Origin of the sequence: Planosporangium spinosum (genome assembly GCF_049999945.1) — a bacterium.
GTDB lineage: Bacteria > Actinomycetota > Actinomycetes > Mycobacteriales > Micromonosporaceae > Planosporangium > Planosporangium spinosum.
In genome coordinates, this window is the sequence record NZ_JBLYUB010000013.1 from 67,350 (window position 1) to 86,523 (window position 19,174).

Annotated in this window: 17 protein-coding genes, 1 tRNA gene and 1 pseudogene; 12 read left to right on the plus strand and 7 right to left on the minus strand. The window is 70.8% G+C overall.

The window, feature by feature from the left end:
* The first annotated feature begins 157 nt into the window (after positions 1-157).
* Both ACNTMW_RS18405 and ACNTMW_RS18410 read left to right on the plus strand, forming a co-directional pair.
* Positions 158-847 carry an IS6 family transposase gene (locus ACNTMW_RS18405; protein WP_426635003.1) on the plus strand — a complete coding sequence of 230 codons (690 nt, stop codon included), beginning with the start codon at positions 158-160 and terminating at the stop codon, positions 845-847.
* Positions 848-924: 77 nt separating this feature from the next.
* Entirely contained in the window at positions 925-1,407 is a 483-nt protein-coding gene (locus ACNTMW_RS18410) for a hypothetical protein (RefSeq protein WP_426634892.1), read from the plus strand.
* A gap of 51 nt (positions 1,408-1,458) precedes the next feature.
* Here the strand turns inward: ACNTMW_RS18410 and ACNTMW_RS18415 are convergent, their stop codons facing one another.
* Positions 1,459-3,270: a hypothetical protein gene (locus ACNTMW_RS18415; RefSeq protein ID WP_426634893.1), complete on the minus strand. Its 1,812-nt coding sequence runs from the start codon at positions 3,268-3,270 to the stop codon at positions 1,459-1,461.
* Between the two features lie 441 nt (positions 3,271-3,711).
* On the opposite strand from ACNTMW_RS18415, the gene ACNTMW_RS18420 reads away from it, so the two are divergent.
* From ACNTMW_RS18420 to ACNTMW_RS18445, 6 genes and pseudogenes are all read left to right on the plus strand, one after another.
* The gene (locus tag ACNTMW_RS18420; protein ID WP_426634894.1) at positions 3,712-5,427 is read left to right on the plus strand and encodes an OLD family protein; all 1,716 of its coding nucleotides are present in this window, start codon (positions 3,712-3,714) and stop codon (positions 5,425-5,427) included.
* Positions 5,424-7,073 carry a UvrD-helicase domain-containing protein gene (locus tag ACNTMW_RS18425; protein ID WP_426634895.1) on the plus strand — a complete coding sequence of 550 codons (1,650 nt, stop codon included), beginning with the start codon at positions 5,424-5,426 and terminating at the stop codon, positions 7,071-7,073. Before ACNTMW_RS18420 ends, ACNTMW_RS18425 begins: the two co-directional genes overlap by 4 nt.
* Positions 7,074-7,465: 392 nt before the next feature.
* A pseudogene (locus ACNTMW_RS18430) lies at positions 7,466-7,585 on the plus strand (transposase family protein); the annotation flags it as partial.
* Positions 7,586-7,727: 142 nt separating this feature from the next.
* Positions 7,728-8,069, plus strand: a complete 342-nt coding sequence (locus ACNTMW_RS18435) for a transposase (protein WP_426634896.1) — start codon at positions 7,728-7,730, stop codon at positions 8,067-8,069.
* Positions 8,070-8,212: 143 nt separating this feature from the next.
* Entirely contained in the window at positions 8,213-8,632 is a 420-nt protein-coding gene (locus tag ACNTMW_RS18440; protein ID WP_426634897.1) for a helix-turn-helix domain-containing protein, read from the plus strand.
* Positions 8,620-9,771: a tyrosine-type recombinase/integrase gene (locus tag ACNTMW_RS18445; RefSeq protein WP_426634898.1), complete on the plus strand. Its 1,152-nt coding sequence runs from the start codon at positions 8,620-8,622 to the stop codon at positions 9,769-9,771. The genes ACNTMW_RS18440 and ACNTMW_RS18445 overlap by 13 nt, the downstream gene beginning before the upstream one ends.
* A gap of 172 nt (positions 9,772-9,943) precedes the next feature.
* Here ACNTMW_RS18445 and ACNTMW_RS18450 read toward each other — a convergent pair.
* Together ACNTMW_RS18450 and ACNTMW_RS18455 are read right to left on the minus strand one after the other, a co-directional pair.
* Positions 9,944-10,018: transfer RNA gene (locus ACNTMW_RS18450), tRNA-Val, on the minus strand.
* A 94-nt stretch (positions 10,019-10,112) separates the two neighbouring features.
* Complete coding sequence (locus ACNTMW_RS18455; protein WP_426634899.1) at positions 10,113-10,580, minus strand: TIGR02611 family protein; 468 nt, start codon at positions 10,578-10,580, stop codon at positions 10,113-10,115.
* A gap of 279 nt (positions 10,581-10,859) precedes the next feature.
* On the opposite strand from ACNTMW_RS18455, the gene ACNTMW_RS18460 reads away from it, so the two are divergent.
* From ACNTMW_RS18460 to ACNTMW_RS18470, 3 genes are all read left to right on the plus strand, one after another.
* Complete coding sequence (locus tag ACNTMW_RS18460) at positions 10,860-11,291, plus strand: SsgA family sporulation/cell division regulator (protein ID WP_426634900.1); 432 nt, start codon at positions 10,860-10,862, stop codon at positions 11,289-11,291.
* Positions 11,292-11,431: 140 nt separating this feature from the next.
* Entirely contained in the window at positions 11,432-12,241 is an 810-nt protein-coding gene (locus tag ACNTMW_RS18465; protein WP_426634901.1) for an SDR family oxidoreductase, read from the plus strand.
* Between the two features lie 51 nt (positions 12,242-12,292).
* On the plus strand, positions 12,293-14,059 hold the full coding sequence (locus ACNTMW_RS18470) for a CocE/NonD family hydrolase (RefSeq protein ID WP_426634902.1): 1,767 nt from the start codon (positions 12,293-12,295) through the stop codon (positions 14,057-14,059).
* Here the strand turns inward: ACNTMW_RS18470 and ACNTMW_RS18475 are convergent.
* Positions 13,993-14,454 (minus strand): SRPBCC family protein, encoded by a 462-nt coding sequence (locus ACNTMW_RS18475; RefSeq protein ID WP_426634903.1) that lies wholly within the window; start codon positions 14,452-14,454, stop codon positions 13,993-13,995. The two genes, ACNTMW_RS18470 and ACNTMW_RS18475, sit on opposite strands and share 67 nt — an antisense overlap.
* Positions 14,455-14,775: 321 nt before the next feature.
* On the opposite strand from ACNTMW_RS18475, the gene ACNTMW_RS18480 reads away from it, so the two are divergent.
* On the plus strand, positions 14,776-15,768 hold the full coding sequence (locus tag ACNTMW_RS18480; RefSeq protein ID WP_426634904.1) for an MHYT domain-containing protein: 993 nt from the start codon (positions 14,776-14,778) through the stop codon (positions 15,766-15,768).
* Positions 15,769-15,833: 65 nt separating this feature from the next.
* On the opposite strand, the gene ACNTMW_RS18485 is transcribed toward ACNTMW_RS18480, so the two are convergent.
* From ACNTMW_RS18485 to ACNTMW_RS18495, 3 genes are read right to left on the minus strand one after another with little or no spacing between them, the layout of a single operon-like run.
* The gene (locus ACNTMW_RS18485; protein WP_426634905.1) at positions 15,834-16,745 is read right to left on the minus strand and encodes an ABC transporter permease; all 912 of its coding nucleotides are present in this window, start codon (positions 16,743-16,745) and stop codon (positions 15,834-15,836) included.
* Positions 16,732-17,721 (minus strand): ABC transporter ATP-binding protein, encoded by a 990-nt coding sequence (locus ACNTMW_RS18490; RefSeq protein ID WP_426634906.1) that lies wholly within the window; start codon positions 17,719-17,721, stop codon positions 16,732-16,734. The genes ACNTMW_RS18485 and ACNTMW_RS18490 overlap by 14 nt, the downstream gene beginning before the upstream one ends.
* Positions 17,718-19,151 (minus strand): LolA family protein, encoded by a 1,434-nt coding sequence (locus ACNTMW_RS18495; RefSeq protein WP_426634907.1) that lies wholly within the window; start codon positions 19,149-19,151, stop codon positions 17,718-17,720. Before ACNTMW_RS18495 ends, ACNTMW_RS18490 begins: the two co-directional genes overlap by 4 nt.
* Positions 19,152-19,174 lie beyond the last annotated feature (23 nt).

Here is a 19,174-nt window from a genome sequence, read left to right on the forward strand (position 1 = left end):
CGCGCCGACGAACGCACCCTGCGGTTCCTTCCCGGCGGGCTCGGACTCGGCCTGTAGCTACGCCCCAAGGGCGCCGCGGAGGGCTCCGTTGCGTTGGGCGTTGGCATGATCGAGGCAGGCTTGAGCGGTGAAGCTGTCGAGCCGTCCTCGCCCGTGGCTGCCTTCGAAGTCGGCGTTCGCTGGCTTCCGGTTCCCAGCCGAGGTGATCGTCGTCGCGGTGCGGTGGTATCTACGGTTCGATTTGTCCTATCGCGACGTTGAGGAGCTACTGGTCGAGCGCGGTGTGGAGGTCGACCACGTCACCGTGTACCGGTGGGTGCAGCGGTTCACCCCGCTGCTGGCCGACGCCGCCCGGTTCGCCCGCCATTCACCGGGCGACAGGTGGTTCGTCGACGAGACCTACGTGAAGGTCAACGGAGTCTGGCGCTACGTCTACCGGGCGGTCGACCAGTACGGGCAGATCATCGACGTGCTGGTGTCGGCTTGCCGCGACGCCGACGCGGCACGCAGGTTCTTCCGACGAGCGCTCTCGGCGTTGAAGGTGATACCCAGTGAGGTGGTCACCGACGACGCCGCGGTCTACCCCGGCGTGCTCGACGAGCTGATCCCGCAGGCGTGGCATCACGTCGAGCAGTACGCCAATAATTCGATCGAGGCTGGCCACGGTCGGCTCAAACACCGGCTGAGACCGATGCGCGGACTACGAACGGACGAGACAGCACACGTGATCATCGCCGCGCACGCCTTCATGCAGAACCTTCGACGTGGACACTACGAACTCGGTATCGACGCCCCGCCCGCTCTGCGGGTCGCTACGGCGTTCAGTGGACTCGCCCGAACCATCTGACCTCGAGCCCACGCCCAAGTTAAACGCGTCCGCCGATCCCACAACGCAACGGTGCCCTGCGGATCACCCCGCAGACGGTGCTGCGCAGCTACATCGACGAGGGCTGGGGGCGGGCCACCGCGACGGCGATGATGGCCGATGTACAGCAACGTGCAGCGCCCACCGGGCCGCCGGAGCATCTCGCGGTGCGGGTCGCCGCCCGGCTGCTCGCCGGGCTCGGCCAGGCGGTCATCTACGCCGCGATCAACGGCGACCAGCAGCGGCCCCAGCCCGTGCTGGACCTCCGCCGGGCCAGCGAAGCCGTGTCCGGTCTCAGGCTGGCCATCCGCGACTCTCCGCCCGGCACATCGTTCGTCATCGTCGGCGCCGACGTCGCCGCCTGGTCCCACGAGACCCTGGAGGTCCTGCGCGACCAACTCCAGGACGGCGCGTGGACGTTCTGCCCGTGCGGCGAACAACACGGCCAGGACAACACCGACGCCGGCGTCCTCGCCGCCGTGAATGCCGACCTGCTGCACCTGCCCGCCACCACAACGTCGCCCTCGGGTCGGGAAACCTGAACGGCGGCCCGGGAGCTGCGACGGAACCCGCCAGACCGGTCGGAACCGCTGTCAGTCGTCGGGTTCGAGGAACCCGAACCCGGATGCCAGGTACCGCAGTGTGTGCTTGACGTGGTCATCGACCTCGGCGACGGTGAGGTCCAACGGCGTGGTCACCGTCGCCGACATCCACGGCCCGAGTTGCTCGGGTGGGCTACCCCAGTCGGCGAGATCGAGCATGTCGAGCAGCCTGACGACCCGTCCGCCAGGCGGCGACGCCCACGGCCGTTCGGTACTCAGGTGCACTTCAACGCGGCTCGGCCCGGCTGGTGTGACGGCGTCGGGATGTGGGGTGGCGGCGAGCGGCAGCGACCGGGACGCGGCCAGCCACGCGGCGGCCAGGTAGCGGTGCAGCCAGGCCGTGTCCAGCCGATGACCCGGGTCGACCGGCGGGGCATCCGGGCCGGTGGCGTGCTCGGGCAAGGCGGTGAAGTCGATGCGCAGGTCGACGATGCTCACGACGGTGTCACGCAGCCCGTCGGGCAGCTGAAACCGCGCCCACACTCCGAGCGCCGGACGGCCTTCGGTGCCGGGTACCAGCCGCCGGTAGCTGGCGAAGCGGCGGTCGTTGTAGCCCTCGGCCTCGGGGGTCCGTTCCCAGTCACCGACGACGTCAAGCCCGAACCGGGCGGCGAGCGCGGCGATGACCTCGTTGAGCGGTCCTTCGCGCAGCGCGGCGCCTAGGCGCCGCCGTCCGTCGCCGTCGATCGCGAACGCTGCGATGTCGGCCCAGCGCATGGTGGCGGCGCAGCGCAGCCGCAGGTCCATCGTGTCGCCGCCGGCGGTGTGCCAGTCGCGGGTCATGCCGACGTCGAAACTGGACGCCAGCTGCGGCTTCCACCGCCAGCCGCCGACGTCACGGACCAGGCGGCCGGCCTTCCAGTCACCGCCATCGAGGAGCACCTCGTCCGTGTCGGTGGACAGCAGCGGCGCAGTGTCGGCGGTGACGACCGGGTAGCCCACCGCGGCCAGCTGCCCGGCGCCGCCAGCGGCGCGGATGGTGTCCCACAGCTCGGCGGTGACCGCGACCGCCGGCTGGCCGAGCCCGGCGCAGATCACCGCCTCGCTGCCGACCGGTCCGTCAGCTGTCGCGCTGGATGGGGCGGTGAAGTGCTGGACCCAGCCCGGTCCGTCGTCGTACACCTCGCTGCTCGGCTCGCCGAGTACGGCCGCGCCACCGGCGGCGCGGTGCGCAGCCTCGAACGCCCGCCGGCAGCCAGGCTGGCCCTGGCCAATCGTGAACCGGCCGCCGGTCAGGGCGGTGTGGACCTCATCGAGCGTGCCGATCGCCTTGACCAGCACCTGGCCCGGCGTGATGAACTCGGCGAAGCGTTCCGCGACGTCAGGGTAGGCGTCGAGGAGCGCGGAGAGCTTGTTGGCGTCCCACAGATCCCAACCCTTCAGGCCGAGCCGGTCGGCGTAGCCGGCGAGCAGGGTCCGGACCCGGTCGATGCCGCCGCGTCGCGCGACGCTGGTCAGCCGCACGTTCGTCACGACGATCAGGTACTGCGGGGTCCGGCCATCGCTGACCCGCTTGCGGGCGGGGTCGGCCCAGAGGTCCAGCTCGCGGGTGATGGTGCGGCTCAGCCAATCAGTGTCGTTGCGCCCCAGGTCGTGCTGGCGACACTTGGCCTGCAGCACGCCGTAGCCGTCCCAGCCGTCGCTGCTGGTCGGGTACGGCACCGGGCCGTCGAACGCGGCCTCCCGACCGCCGTCCGGCCCGGGACCGAATACCTGCAGGCCAGGCCCGAGCACATGCACCGCCAACGCCCGGCAGAGGTCCTCGAATCGCCGCTCGTCGAGCCGGGTCAGGTCGTATGCCACCGCACCATCATCCGGCACAGGTGCGGCAGCTCCTGCGGCGACGCGGGTAGCACCGCGCTGCAGGCAAGCGCGCCACTGACAGCCGCCGCATGAGCGGCCGAAGACCTTCCTCGTAGGTGGGGGGACTTATCGGTGGGCGGCGCTTCACCGGATCGGGTGAACACCGGCTCGGGCCGACGGCGTCCGCACGTTGCTGTCGATGGGCCGAGCGGCGGCGCTCATGGCGGTGCGCTGCGGGAATGCCGGTGGCGCCAGCGACGGGTTGGAGGTGTCCGCGCCAGAAAGTCAGCGGCGGCACCCGGGGTAAGTGCGGCAAGATAGAGCGGCTCTAGGCGGACCACACACACGTCCTGTTGAGCGAGGCAATACACCGGCCGAGCTGCGATCGGAACAACTCGACCGATCCGACAGAGAGCATCAGTTCGAGAGGTGGAGGGCGTCGTGCGCGCACTCAGGGTTCGCTTGCAGCGATTCCGTGGCTTCGCTGACCTGGAGCTGTTCCCGGCCGAGCACGCCGTGGTGGTCGGTGAACCGAGGGCCGGTCGCACCGACCTGATCACTGCGTTGCGTCGGGTGCTCGACCCGCGTAGCACCAACGCCCGCCCCAACCTGCTCGACGTGCACCGACCGGTCCCGATGCTGGACGCGGAGGATGAGCTGACCGAGGTCGAGGTCACGTTGGTCGAGCTCGACGAGGCGGTTGCGCAGGAGCTCGACGACCGGCTGGAGCTGGTCGATCCGGATACCGGTCTGCCTGCGGAGGAGACCCGTGCCGCCGAGGCGGTCATGGGGCTACGGTTGTGCTACCGGCTGCGCGTTGACCAGGCCAGCGAGACCGCCGAGCACTGGGTGGAGTACCCGAAGACCGGCCTGCGGGCACCTCGCCCCGAGCGGGACCTCGTTGCGGCGATCGTGCTGGACCGGCGTGCTCCGCTGCAACTGCGCCCGGAGGGGACGTTCCGGCGCTTGGCCTTCGACGCCGACGAGCCGGACCTACTCGCGGCGCTGGCGGCGTTGAACACGGATCTGGCCGACGCGACCGACCGGCTGACCGGCAGCACCAGCATCCGCAAGACGATCGAGGAGGTCCTCGGTGCCGGCGCGGCACAGCTGCTGCAGATGACCGGCACCGGCCCGGCCGACGACATCGGCTTCGCCGCCGATGACGGCTCCGTCTCGGCGATTCTGCGGGCTCTACAACCCACGCTGGCCCTCGATGCCGCCGGCCCACTGCCGCTCACGGCGCACGGTTCCACCACAACTGGGGTGCTGGCCACTGCCGAGGCGGTGGTATCCGCGTCGGCACCTGGCGCGATTGTGCTCGCTGACGACTTCGGCGATGACCTTGACGCGGCTTCTGCGGAGTATCTGGCCTGCTTGCTGCGGCGCAAGGCCGGGCAGGTGTGGCTGTCCACCCGCCGCCCGGACGTGGTTCGGGCCTTTACACCTGAGGAGATGATCCGGCTCACCCGCAGCCACGGTCACCGTCAGGTCCATCAGCTGGCGCCCACCACTGACCGCAAGGAACGCTCGGCCCGCCGCCAACTGCACCTGCTGTTGCTACCGGCGATGACTGCCCGCACCGTGGCGCTGCTGGAAGGCGCGCACGACTTGGACGGCTACACCGCCGTCGCCGACCAGCGGCTGCGTCGGTTTGGCGTGGCACCGCCGGCCGCGTCCGGTGTGCGGATGGTCGCCCCGGCCAACGGCGACGGTGGCAAGGATGAACTGCCCAAGTTGGCCCGCCTCGCCAGTGACCTCGGCTTCCACGTGCGGGTGGTGCTCGACAACGACAAGCCCGGCGCCGACGCCGCCCTCATCGCCGAACTCACCGGGGTGGTCGAGCAGGTTATCCAGCTGCCCGAACGCACCTCGGTAGAACGGGCACTGACCCACGCCGTCGAACCGGCCCGGCTGCGGACATCGCTGCGCCAGCTCGTTGACGACTACGACTTGACCGGCGTCGACGTTGACACGATCGATGACAAGGATCTCGAAGGCAAGATCATCAAGCAGTTGAAGCAGAAGGGTGGGCTGCACCAGCCGTTCGTGGAGGCGCTGCCGCCAGGTCAGCTTCCGCAACTGGCCAGGAAGGTCCTCAGCACGCTGTGTAAGCCGGTCGGCGAGGTCAACCTGGTGGAGATGAAGCTGCCGTGACCTATCAGCCTGACCCGACGCAGCGGCAGGTAATCGACGCCGACGATCCCGTCCTGCTGGTGTGCGGCGGTGCCGGCACCGGCAAGACCACAACGGCCGCGGCAGCTGTCCGAGCGCACCTGCAACGCATCGACGACCACTACGCCGCCACGGCCGTCCCGCGCCGGCGCACCCGTCCGCCGGCGGCTCGGGCGCTGTTCCTGTCGTTCTCCCGTTCGTCGGTGGCGCAGATCCTCGACCGCACCGCCGAGGTCCTCGGCCCGTACCAGTCGCGAGTGGAGATCACCACCTTCCACGCCTTCGCTTGGCGCCTGCTCATTCGCTGGGGTGGGGTCGTCGGGCTGGCCGAACCGAGGATGCTCAGCGAGACCGAAGCCAAGCTGTTCCGCGTCCGCGACACGATCCGCTACCGGGACATGCTGCCCCGCGCGCTGCAGCTGTGCGCTGTGCCGGCCGTCCGCGAACACCTCCAGGCCCGCTGGTCGATCATCGTCTGCGACGAGTTCCAGGACACTGATGACCGGCAGTTCGGCCTGTTGACCGCCATCCGCGGCAACGCCCGGCTGCTGCTGCTCGGCGACCCCAACCAGTGCATCTACAGCGATCTGCCCGACGCCGTCGGCGTGGGGCCGGAACGGCTCGACACCACCCTCGACCTGCCCGGTGCGCGGCGCATCGACCTACCCGACGTGTCCCACCGCGACCCCAGCAACATCCTGCCGGCCGCGGCAGCCGCGATCCGCCGCCGCGAGTTCGACCATGACGCCGTCACCGCCGCCTTGGACACCGGACGACTGCACATCCGCGCGGGCCTGCCGACCGACCGCGAGGCGGAGGTCGTCGCTGACGTCGTGCAGCAGCTGCGGGCCGAAGGTCACACCGTCGGGGTGTTCAGCCATCACATCGACGCCACCACCGGCCTGTCCGACCAGCTCACCGGACTCGACATCGCTCACGAGACCATCGGCCTGCCAGAATGCCTCGGCTCCGCCCTTGACGCGCAGCACGCTATGGTCCAGTTCGCAGGCGGTGTCGCCTCCTGGCGGCGGGTGCTGCAGCGTCTCGCAGTCTTCGTGACCAGCTCGGTGCGTGGCAAACAGGTCCCGGACCTGGCTCGGATGCTCCTCGGCCAGCTCCCCGTGCCCACGACCCTTGAGCGGCGTCTGAACGACCTCCGCCAACACTTGCACGGTGCTGAGCCGTCCGCCGCTGTGGCCCTCGCCGCCGAGGCGCACGACACTCTTGGGCTGTCCCGCGGCGGCCGTCACTGGCAACGCGCCGCTCAGCTGCTGCAGCCGCAAGTCGTACGTCACCTACGTTGGCACAGCGACCCGGCCGAGGCGTTGGAAGCCCTCGACGCCGCCATCGCCGCGTACCGCACCGACCTGTTCACCTATGCCACCGGTGAGCCGGCCGCACCGGTGCAGCTCATGGGCCTGTACCAGACCAAGGGACGGGAAGCCGACGCCACCGTCGTCGTCCTGCGCAGCAACGACTTCTACGGACCGGAACGCCACGAGCCCTTCGAAACCGGCTCCCGCCTGCTGTACGTGGTGCTGACCCGCGCCCGCCACAAGACCATCGTGCTGCTCTTCGGCGACGACCCAAAGCCGCTCGTGGCCCCACTGGTCAAGTTGGCCCGCTGAGCCGCGTCCACGCCCACCGATCGAGCGAAACCGGTCCGGCTGGATTGCCCGACCAGACCGGCTCGACCAGTGGGCTGGCGTCACTCATTCGGGATCCCTCGTTCGTATCGAAGATGACCGCCGTTCGCTTCTGCCCGGTCAACGATGCCGCGACACGTCGGCAAAACCGATCGCATCAACTGCTGCGAGCGCCGGACGTCTGCTCGGGACTGTCCGATCAAGGGCTCTGGCACACATTCGGTGGTCACGATGAGCGACGGTCGTTCGCGTAGGGTAATCCAGATAGGCGTCTAGTTCGGACAGTTTTTCCGCAGTTGGCGAAGCTCTTCGTTGAGCAGGTGGTCGATGACGGTGGCCGGCTGGTGATCCGGGCACGGACAGCTGCAGCGCCAGTGCCGTGCCCCGATTGCGGCGAGCCGGCGGCCCGGGTTCACGGCTACCACCTGCGGCGGCTGGCGGATCTACCGATTGCCGGCCGGGGGCTGCAGCTGGTAGTGCGGGTGCGGCGGCTGCGTTGCCAGACCCGTGGCTGTCGGCGGTGGACGTTCCGAGAGCAGCTGCCCGGCCTGGCCGTCCGGTACGCGCGGCGGACCGGCAGTCTCGCGGCTCTGGTGGCTGACGTGGCCGTCGCCGGTCGCGCGGGCGCGGCGCTGCTTGGCCCGCCCCGCACCGCGACCACCTCGACGAACTGCTCGCCACCTGCCCTACCTGGCGGTACTGGCCGCGCGGATCCGCGACTTCGCCCGACTGCTGACCAAGCGTGGCGGACAGGATCTCGACGACTGGCTGGCCGCCGTTGACGCCGACGACCTGCCCGCCCTCCACAGCTTCACCCGCGGCCTGCGCAAGGATCTACCCGCCGTGACCGCCGGCCTGACCCTGCCCTACAGCAACGGGCCGATCGAGGGCGCGAACACGAAGGTCAAGCTGCTGAAACGGCAGATGTACGGCCGCGCGGGCTTCGCGTTCCTATGCCAGCGCATTCTGCTTGCGTAGGAAACGCTGTGTGACCACCGAATGTGTGCCAGAGCCCGAAACCGGCTCTCACGCCCGGTACCTGCTTCTAGCGGGTGCCGGGCTTGCTTGTTTCAACCCCATTTTCCGGCTGCATCGGCCGAGCTTTCGCCAAGGAGTCCCTTGTGTCTATCGCCCAGTCCAACCCTTACCGTGGCCTACCCCGTCCCGCAGCCCCGCGGCAGCACGTTAACGCCCCTACCTCGAGCGCGTCGCTGCCTTTTGGGGAGGGCGGCCAGCTGCTGTTCACGCCGGCAGAGGCCGCCGCGCAGCTGCGCATCCGCGAGTCGTGGCTGCGGCGGAAGGCCGCTGCCCGCCAGGTCCCGTGCACGTTCCTCGGCAAGCACCTGCGGTTCTCCGGCGCCGACCTGACCGCGATCGTCGCCCAGCACGGCCAGGCCCCGACCGGCCGCCGACCGCGACGTCGCGGATCCCGGCCCACCGTCCGGGATCGCGACTTGCCCACCGGGCCGATGCCAAGCGTGGATCCACCCGACCGCGATGACCACAACCGCGACGAGGGGAGCAGCGCATGGCATGGGTAGAGCGGCGCAGCAGCGCGTTTCGGGTCCGGCTGCGGCTGCCGGACGGCACCGTGATCACCGACTCGGTGTACGAGAAGAAAATCGAGGCGCAGCTACGCGCTCAGGAGATCGACATCGAACTGGCCCGCGAGACGTTCGTCGACCCGCGCGACGGCCGGATCAGCCTGGCCGAGTGGGTCGAGCTGTGGGCGGCCAGCCACCAGGCCGGACCAGCCACGTGGTCGGCCTATCGCAGTCACCTGCGGCTGCACATCCTGCCCAGACTCGGCCGGCTGCAGCTGGTGGCGATCCGCCGCCACCACGTCAAGACGCTCGTGCTCGAGCTGCGCAAGAGGCTGGCGCCACGCTCGACCGCCGACGTGGTCACCGTGCTATCCATGGTGCTGCAGGAAGCGGTCGAGGACCGCCGGATCCCGTTCAACCCTTGCCGCGGGGTACGGGTGACCACCACTGGCCGCCCCGAGCGCCCGCACGCCAGCACCGAGCAGGTCGCCGCGATCGCGGCCCGGATGCGCCGACCGATCGACGCACTCATGGTCGTTACGGCTGCCTACACCGGCATGCGCTGGGGCGAACTCGCCGGGCTGGACCGCGCCAATGTCGACCTCGATACCGGCGTCATCTCCGTGCACCCCGAGGTGGGTGCGCTGCACGAGGTCGGCAGCAGCCTGTTCCTCGGCCCGCCCAAGACCGCCGACTCGGTCCGCGACATCGACCTGCCGCCATTTCTGGTCGACCGGCTCCGCGCCAGCCTGACCAGCCACGACCATCCGATGGTGTTCCCCGGCGCCCGGGGCGGCTTCCAACGCCGTTCCAACTTCAACCGCCGTGCCTGGACCCCGGCGGTGGCCGGCGACCCCGTCGCCGGCGCCCCGCCGATCCTGGCCGGCATGCACTTCCATGACCTTCGGCACACCCACAAGACCTGGCTGATCGAGGACGGCATTCCCGAGATCGTCCAGGCCCGCCGGCTGGGCCACCGCCTCGGCGGGGTCCGCGGCATCTACAGCCATGTGACTCCGCTCATGCGCCAGCATCTGGTCGAGGCGCTGCAGCGCCGGTGGGAATCCCTCCAGCCAGCCGCGTCGGCCGCCGACGAAGGCATGGCTGCCACAGCGGGGGAGCGGTCGGCGGACTGACGGCCACGGCTCGCAAGACTCGGGCGGGGATTGATCGCCGGGGTCCGCCCGCACGCTCCACACACGAGCGCAGGATGATCATGTGCTCCCCGTTTGCTCCCAACGTAATGAGCACTACGGGAAACGCCCGTTACCGTGGCTTCGGTAACGGGCGTTTGACCTGCGTAAACGCTGGTGGGCGATACTGGGATCGAACCAGTGACCTCTTCGGTGTGAACGAAGCGCTCTCCCGCTGAGCTAATCGCCCGGGCGAGGTAGAACTGTACCTGATCCCTCCGGTGGTCCGCATTCCCGGGGTCCGCGTGTCGGGCCGCCGGGCTGGAACGGCTGGCCAGGCGCGGTCAGCCCGCCGGGTCGAGGCTCCTACCGGCGGCCAGCCCGACCATGAGCTTGATCGGGTCGACGTCGAGGCCGTGCTTGATCGACAGCCACAGGGTTGCGCCGACGACCGCGGCCAGGGCCAGCAGCAGGAGTCCCCGTACCAGCCAGGACTGGTCGCGCTGCCAGGTATTCCAGCGGCGCAGCTGGTCGTTGGTGAACCGCAGCAACTGCTGGGCCCACACGAACTCGACGGCCCAGATGGCGATGCCGGCGAGCACGATCAGCCAGCCGGGGCCGGGGAGTGGGACGAGGGCCAGGCCAAGCGTCACGAGGACGAGCCCGAGCGTGCCGATCATGGTCCGGAACAGCATCCGCCCGCCCGGCAGGGCATGGAACCGGGTGCGGATCAGGCTGACCTTTGAGCCGATTGTCCCCTTGGTGGGAGGTTTACCTGAGGAGGGCCGTTCGTCGGGAAAGCCCTCCGTCATTCCCGTGCTCCCTGTCCGAAAGTACCCGTCACCGCCGGCCTCCGCCGTCCGTTACCAGAGCGAGTCGACGTCTGAACAAGCCCGGCGCCGAGCGGATCTGATTAACACCTGAACCGAACAAGACATCGTACTTCATTCCGTGAATTTCAGGGGTTAAACGGCTTCGCCACATCCCACTACTGGGTGAGATCAGCGTATGACGCGAAGTAACTACAGCGAGCGGCCGACAGGGGAAGTGCGGGGCGGGAACGCTCCGCAACGGTGCCGGGGGGAGTAGGAATGAGTGCCATTCGACCGACCAGTGTCGAGGTGGAGACGTCTTTGAGGTTGGTCGCGCCGGATGCGACCGCGCTGTCCGTTCGGGCCAGCCTGCGCTACGACCCGGAGGACCCGTACGCGGTTCACGTGCTCTTCCACGCCGAGCCCGCGGGTGGCGACCCGGTCGGCTGGTCGTTCGCGCGTGAGCTGCTGGTGACCGGGCTCGATGAGCCGGCCGGCATCGGCGACGTGCGGGTCTGGCCGTGGGCCAGCACCCGGGGCGACTTCGTCGCGCTGGCGCTGTCCTCGCCCGACGGTAACGCCCTGTTCGAGGTGCCGCGCAGCGTCCTCGTCCGGTTCCTGCGCCGCACCTACGTCGCCGTCCCGCGTGGCCGCGAGAGCGAGCACCTCGACGTGGATGCGGCCGTCACCCGGCTGCTGGCCGAGCGCTGACCCCGACGCGACACGATCCGACGCGTCGAGAACGCGTCAGGGTCCGACACGGCAAGATCCAACGCGATCAGAGCCGATACCGCTGATCCGCCCGCGATACGGTACGTGTCGCGGGCGGATCGACGGGTAACCCATCGGGTATGCCCAAGCGATTCGGCAACTACGACCGCGTGGCGGTGGTCACCGGCTCGGACTCCGGGATCGGCGAGGCCATCGCCGTTGCGCTGGCCCATGACGGGTTCGACGTCGGTGTCACCTGGCACACCGACGAGGCGGGCGCGCGTGACACCGCCGAGAAGGTGCGCGCGGCCGGCCGCAAGTGCGAGGTACGCCGGCTGGACCTGACCCGGCTGCCGGACGCCGCGGCCGTGGTCGATGAGCTGGCCGACGCGCTGGGCGGCCTCGGCGTACTGGTCAACTGTGCCGGTACCGGCATCAGTACGAAGGTCGTCGACACCGGCTACGACCAGTGGCGCCAGGTGCTGTCGGTGGACCTCGACGGCCCCTTCCTGTACGCCCAGCGGGCCGCCCGCCGGATGATCGCCGCCGGGCGCGGCGGGCGCATCGTCAACATCACCAGCGTCCACGAGCACGCTCCCCGGGTGGGATCGGGCGCCTACTGCGCGGCCAAGGGCGGCCTCGGGCTGCTGACCAAGGTGATGGCCCAGGAGTTGGGCGCAGATGGGATCACCGTGAACGCCGTCGCGCCGGGCGAGATCGCCACGCCGATGACCGGCAACGAGGACGTCGACCCGTACACCATCGGCCGTCCCGGCGTGCCGGTCGGGCGCCCCGGTGACGCCAACGAGGTCGCCACCGTCGTGGCGATGCTCGCCAGCCCGACCGCCGCCTACGTCACCGGGGCGTCGTACGTCGTCGACGGCGGGATGCTGCTGATGGGCCCGCAGGCCGGCTCGCACCTGCGCGGCGACGACTGGCGTGACGGCTGAGCCGCCGGCGGGATACCGTGCCGGCGTGACCGTACCGGTTCGTACCCGCCGATGAGCGTCGCGAGCGCGATCGCCCGCCGGGTGCTCGGCCTGCCCGCGCCGCGCGCCCGGCGGGTACGCGCCCACCGGCGCCTGCGGGTACCCATGCGCGACGGGGTCGAGCTGATCGCCGACCACTTCGCGCCGGACCTGCCGGCGGCGCCGACCGTCCTGATCCGCACCCCGTACGGTCGCGGATTCACGCTCGGCGTACTCGCTAGAACCATTGCGGGGCAAGGGTTCCACGTGGTGACCCAGTCGTGTCGGGGTACCCACGACTCCGGCGGGGTGTTCGAGCCGATGCGCCACGAGCGCGACGACGGGCTCGACACCGTCGCGTGGCTGCGCCGGCAGCCGTGGTACTCCGGCGAGCTGTGCACGTACGGGCCCAGCTACGTCGGCTTCGTCCAGTGGGCGCTCGCGGCGGAGGCCGGCCCGGACCTCAAGGCGATGGCGACGATCGTGACGGCCGCCGACTTCCGCGAGCCGACGTACGCCGGCGGATCGTTCTCCCTCGACACGGTCCTCACCTGGGCCGCCCTGCTCAGCGCGCAGCGTGGACCGCGGCTGGCCAACTTCGTCGAGCTGCGTCGGGGGCAGCCCCGGCTGCACCGGGGGCTGGCGCACCTGCCGCTGCGTGAGGCCGACCTGGTCGCCACCGGCGAGGAGATCGGCTTCCTGCGCGACTGGCTGTCGGAGCCCGGCGCCGAGTACTGGGGCCACCGGGGCCACGCGATGCGCCGCGCCGACGTCACCGCACCGGTCCTCATGGTCGGCGGCTGGCAGGACATCTTCCTGCCGTGGCAGCTCGACGACTACGCGGCGCTGCGCGACGCCGGGGCGCGGCCGCGGCTGACGATCGGGCCGTGGACGCACGGCAGCTTCGGCCTGGCCCGTCACTCGATCGTCGAGTCGGTCGCCTGGTTCCACGAATTCACCGGCGACGCGGGCGCCGCCGGGGCGGACGGCGACGCGCGTGGCAACGGCCGGGGGCGGCGGCGTGCGGCCCCGGCACGGCCCCGCGAGGCCGTGGTGCGGGTACACCTGGGTGGTGCCGACGAATGGTGGGAGTTCGACGACTGGCCGCCCGCCGGCGCGCGGACCCGGGACTGGTACCTGTGGCCCGACGCGGGGCTGGGGGCGGCTCCGCCCGGACCGGCGGGGCCGCCGACCCGGTTCCGCTACGACCCGGCCGACCCGACCCCGGCGGTCGGCGGACCGCGCCTGGCCGCGAACGTGGCGGGCCGTCGGGACAACCGTGCGCTGGAGGCGCGCCCGGACGTCGTGACGTTCACCAGCGCGCCGTTGGACCGGCCGGTGACGGCTGTCGGGCCGGTGGCGGCCACCGTCCACGTACGAGCCGGCGGTGAGCACTTCGACGTGTTCGTGCGGCTGTGTGACGTCACTCCGGACGGCCGGTCGTGGAACGTGTGTGACGGCCTGGTCCGGGTAACGCCCGACCGGTTCCCGCCCGACGGCGACGGGGTGCGGGCGGTCCACGTCGACCTGTGGCCGACGGCCCACCGGTTCCTTGCCGGACACCGGGTACGGGTCCAGGTCAGCGGGGGAGCGCACCCGAGGTTCGCTCGCAACACCGGTACCGGTGAGCCGCTGGCCACCGCCACCCGGCTGCGGCCGGTGGACATCGAGGTACGCACCGACGCCCGGTACCCGTCGGCGCTGCACCTGACGGAGCTGCCGTACCGGTGTCGTTACGGCGTGGGCCGGTCGACGTCGCCGCGCCAGGCGCCCGTCTCGCGCCCGCGGGCCTCGATGTAGTCGCGGAACCGCTTCATGTCGCCCTTGACCCGCTTGTCGACGAGGCCGGTCTTGTCGCCGACCTGTTCGACGAAGCCCTCGGGGTCGATCTCCATCTGCGCGGTGACCCGGGTGTGGTCCGGGTCGAGGCGGTGGAACGTCACCACGCCGGCGTGGCGCGGTCCGCCGATCGAGGTCCAGGCGATTCGCTCGTCCGGGTGCTGTTCGGTGATCTCGGCGTCGAACTCACGGTGGACGCCCGCGATGTCGACGACCCAGTGCAGCCGGGTGTCGCCGAGCTGGCGTACCTCCGTGACCCCCTCCATGAACTGGGGGAACTGTTCGAACTGTGTCCACTGGTTGTAGGCGGTACGCACCGGCACCGCGACGTCGACAGATTCGACGACCGTACTCATGCCTACTCCTCCCTGCCGTCTGCTTCTACTCAATTCGCTACCCCGGTTACCGGCTGCGCAAACTGGCGGAATCGACGCTCTTGTCCGCGGGTGGTGGCCGCGCCTAGGCTGCCGTGGGGGTGCGACTTGAACCCCATTCGCCGGATTTCGTCGGGTCCATTGCGAACCAGTAGTGACGACTGCCTCAGCGCTGCGTATGTGCCGCGCGGTGGGGTCGTGGTCGAGACGTTGCGGGTACCCCGCGGACTGAATCCGACCTCATGCATAGAAAAATATCGATGATATGACCCGCGTTCGCGGCGGGATACGAAAGGGGCTTTCGTGGCGGAGGTACATCACTTCGCGTTCGGGTGGATCAACCCCACCCTCGCGTACGTCATGTCGTTCCTGGGCTCGCTGCTCGGCCTCGTGCTTGCCGGTCGCGCCCGCGAGGTGGACGGCGGGCAGCGGGCGCGCTGGCTGGTCCTCGCGGCCGTCGCCATCGGCGGCACCGGCATCTGGCTCATGCACTTCATGGCCATGGTGGGGTTCGACGTGCCGGCGACGGTCGTGCGCTACGACGTCCTGATGACGCTGGCCAGCGTGGTCATCGCCATCGTGATCGTCGCCATCGGACTGTTGGTCGTGGGCATGGGCCGGCCCAGGGCGTGGAAGCTACTCGTCGGCGGTCCGCTCACCGGCCTCGGGGTCGCGGCCATGCACTACACCGGCATGTACGCGATCCACCTGGGCGGGGTCGTCTCGTTCGACTCCGGCAGGGTCGCCCTGTCGGTGGTCATCGCGGTCGTCGCGGCCACCGTCGCGCTGTGGTTCGCGCTGGTCATCCGGGACATTTCGGTGACCGTCGCGGCCGCCCTGCTGATGGCCGCGGCGGTCACCAGCATGCACTACGTCGGCATGTCGGCGGTGCGGGTCCGGCTCGCCCCGGAGGCCGCCACGATCGACGGCGTGAACCCCTTCGTGCTGCTCCTGCCGATCAGCATCCTGGCGTGTGTCGTCATCACCGCGCTCGCCTACGCGACCGTGGGCTTCACGGCGCGGCGGGAGACGCGGCGCGAGACCGAGCGCGCCGGTGCCGGCGGTGACGGTCCCGTCGGTACCCCGGGCGCGGGTACGGGGCGTGCCGACGACGCGCGTGCCGGCGCGGGCCGCGCGGGTGGCGCCGGTCCGGGTTCCACGGACAGCGACGGGGCGGGTGGCGCGGGTCCGGTCACCGTCCCCGGCCAGCGCCCGGGGTCGCTCGCCGAGCGGCTCGCCGACAGCCGGCGCGGCGGCGCCGCACTCATCCGGCCCCGCCCCACGCGTAACGGCTGACCGGATGGTCGGGGCGGCCCGCGCCGCCTCGACCACCCGGCGTGCCGGGACCGGTTCGACGGCGGTCAGCCGGTCACGTCGCGGCCCGAGAAGCGGGCCCAGGCCGCCGCCCAGAAGACCAGCGCGTACGCGGCGGCGGCCAGCAGGCCGTCGGCGATCCCCGACCACGACACCGGGTCGCGCAGCAGGTCGCCGTAATTCATCCAGTAGTGCGTCAACAGGTACGGGTGCAGCCAGTCCACCTGGGGAATCGAGTCCAGGATGAAGCTCAGCACGTTGACGGTCACGATCGCTACGGTGGCCCCGATCGGCTGCTCGGTCAGCGTCGACACGAACAGCCCGATCGCCCCGAGCGCCGACAGCCCGACCGCGATGTAGCCGCACACGCCGAGCAGCCGCAGCACAGCCGGGGCGAACGGCACCTGGGTACCCGACAGCGTCGTCACCGGGCCACCGCCGAACAGCACCAGACCCAGTATCGCGCCGACCGCGGCCACCAGCACGGTCGCGGCCACGGCGAAGATCACGATCGCGGCGTACTTGACCACCAGCATCCGGGTCCGGCCGACCGGGACGGTGAGCAGGTACCGCAGCGTACCCAGGTTGGCCTCGCCGGCGATCGCGTCGGCCGAGATCGCCGCCACGGCTAGCGGCAGGAACAGCGGCAGCTCCACGGTCAGCGCGGCGAGCGCCACGAACAGGCCGTTGCTGGTGATGGAGGCGAAGAAGTTCGGCCCGCCCCCGCCACCGCCCGGCGGCGAGACCTTGACCGCGATCGCGATCAGGGTCGGTACCGCCGCGAGCACCGCCAGGCCGGCCCAGTTACGGCGCCGGCCGAAGATCAGCCACAGCTCCGACCGCAGCAGCCGGCTGCTCACCGGCCGGGTACGGGCGGCCGTCTCCGGCGCCGCCGAGGCGACCGGCGGGGCCGGTGGGCGCTCCGGCGATCCGGTCGTAAATGGTTCAGCCACTGACATCGAAGCCCTCCCCGGTCAGGGACACGAACAGCTCCTCCAGGTCCGGAGCGACCACGGCGAACCCGCGTACCGGAACGTCCCGGCGCACCAGTGCGGCGACCACCTGCTCCGGCTCGTCCCGGCCGAGGAGCGCCGTGGCCGTGCCGGCGGCGGTGTCCACCCCGGGCAGGCCGAGCTCCCGCAGTACCCGGGCGGCGTCGTCGGGCCGGGCGGTCTCCACCCGTACTCGCGGGACCGTACCGGCGCGCAGTTCGGCCAGTGGCGCCTGGGCGACGAGGCGGCCCAGGTGCATGACCCCGACATGGGTGCAGATCTGCTCCACCTCGCTGAGCAGGTGCGTGGAGAGCAGGACCGTCGTGCCCTCGGCGGCCAGCTGGGTGATCAGGGTGCGGACCTCGCGGGTGCCCTGCGGGTCCAGCCCGTTGGTCGGCTCATCGAGGATGAGCAGATCGCGCGGGGCGAGCAGGGCACTTGCGAGCGCCAGCCGCTGACGCATGCCCAGCGAGTACACCCGGTAGCGCTTGGTCGCCGCGGCGAGCAGCCCCACCCGGTCGAGGGCGGCGTCGACGCGGCGCCGGGCAGTACGCGGGTCGGCGGTGCGGTCGGCGGCGTCCAGTCGCCGCAGGTTGGCCCGGCCGGACAGGTACGGGTGGAAGGCCGGTCCCTCGACGAGCGCGCCGACCCGGGGCAGTACCCGCGCCCACGCCTGCGGCATCGGCTGCCCGAGCAGCCGGTGCGAACCCGCGGTGGGCCGGATCAGGCCGAGCAGCATCCGGATCGTCGTGGTCTTGCCCGAGCCGTTGGGGCCGAGGAAGCCGTAGATCGCGCCGCGGGGCACGGCCAGGTCGACGCCGTCGACGGCGACCTGCCGCCGGAACCGCTTGGTCAGCCCGCTCGACTCGACCGCCGGGGACCCGGCCGGCCGGCCGGGTCCCCCGATGATTGTCGTGGCGGTCGCCGCCGACGCGGCGCTCACCTGCTACCTGCCTGTGCCGCGGCGTAGAGCATCTGCGGCGGTACCGCGCCGGCCAGCATCCGGCCGTCGTCGGTGAACAGCACACTGAACAGCCGGCTGGTCAGCAGGTGACCGCTGCCCCAGGTGCCGCTGACCGCGGGCAGGTTCTGGATCGACCAGCCGCCCCTGCCGCTCGGGCTCGGCTGCGGCTGCTGCATCGCCTGCGGCGGCAGTTTCGAGACGACCACGCTCGTCCAGCCCTTGCCGATGACCATCGGCTGCTGTGTCTGCTGCGGGTGCTGGCGGGGCTGGGCCTCCCGCACCGTCGCGCCGGGCGGCGGGGTGAAGTTGAACTGCGCCGGGTTCGGCTGGGCGAAGTTGACCTGGGTGAACGCCATCTCCAGAGCCGGGTTGGTGTAGTCACGGGCGAAGACCTGCATCCGCAGTGGCACGTGCCGCTGGGCGTCCAGGGCCAGCGTCACCCGGGCCACCAGCGACCTGGTGTCGCGCGGCGTCATGAGTAGTTCGTCGGTCGTCCGGCCGGCGACCTTGACGCCGCTCCTGGTGGTAAGGACCGTGTACGGCTCGAGCTTGGCGACGATCCGGTTGGAGATCTCCTGCGGCGGCACGGGAGTGGCGGTCTCGGACGGCATCGTGCTCTCGGACGGCATGGTGCTCTCGGACGGCATGGTGCTCTCGGACGGCATCGTGCCTCCGGTGCCGGGCCCGGTCGGGCTCGGCGTCTGGAGCAGCGCGGCGCCGAGCGCGGTGGCGGATGCCGTGGCGGTGTGGGTGGGCTTCGGCGTCTTGGTCTTGTCGAGGTTGACGCCGCCCATGGTGGTGGATGCCGAGGCGGTATGGGTGGGCTTCGGTGTCTTGGTCTTGTCGAGGTTGACGCCGCCCATGGTGGTCGGGGTGCCCGGACCGGGCGTCTGGGTCGGCGCCGGCGTCGACGTCGGGGTGGGCGTCTGGGTGGCGCCCGGCGACGCAGTCGCCCCGGCCCCGCCCTGCTGCCCGTGGCCGTAAAGCGTCGAGTGCGTCACGGTGTTCTTCTGGCTGTCCCACACCCACATGTCACGACCGTTGCGGATCACGTCGGTTTCGCCCAGCGTGCTGATCACGGCCACCCGCGTCCTGGTGGGTCCGGCGTACCAGACCCGCAGCGTGTGCGAGCCGCTGAGCAGCGACCGCAGGTTCGAACCGTTGCCGCCTCCGGTCGCGATCGCCGGTAGGCCGAGGTCGGCGCGTTCGACGACCGTGCCGGAGACCGGCTGGTTGCGGGCGTTCTGGAGATCGGTCAGGAGCTGCGCCGGCGTGGGTCCGGGCGGGCTGCTGGGAGTGGCGGCGGAAGCGGCGAGGGTACCGGCGGACGCACCACCACCGATCAACGCCACGAGCACGGCAACCGGAACCCCCCAGCGCAGTACCGGTCGGGACGTGAAGATCGACATCAGTTACACCTCCTACGGCCCAT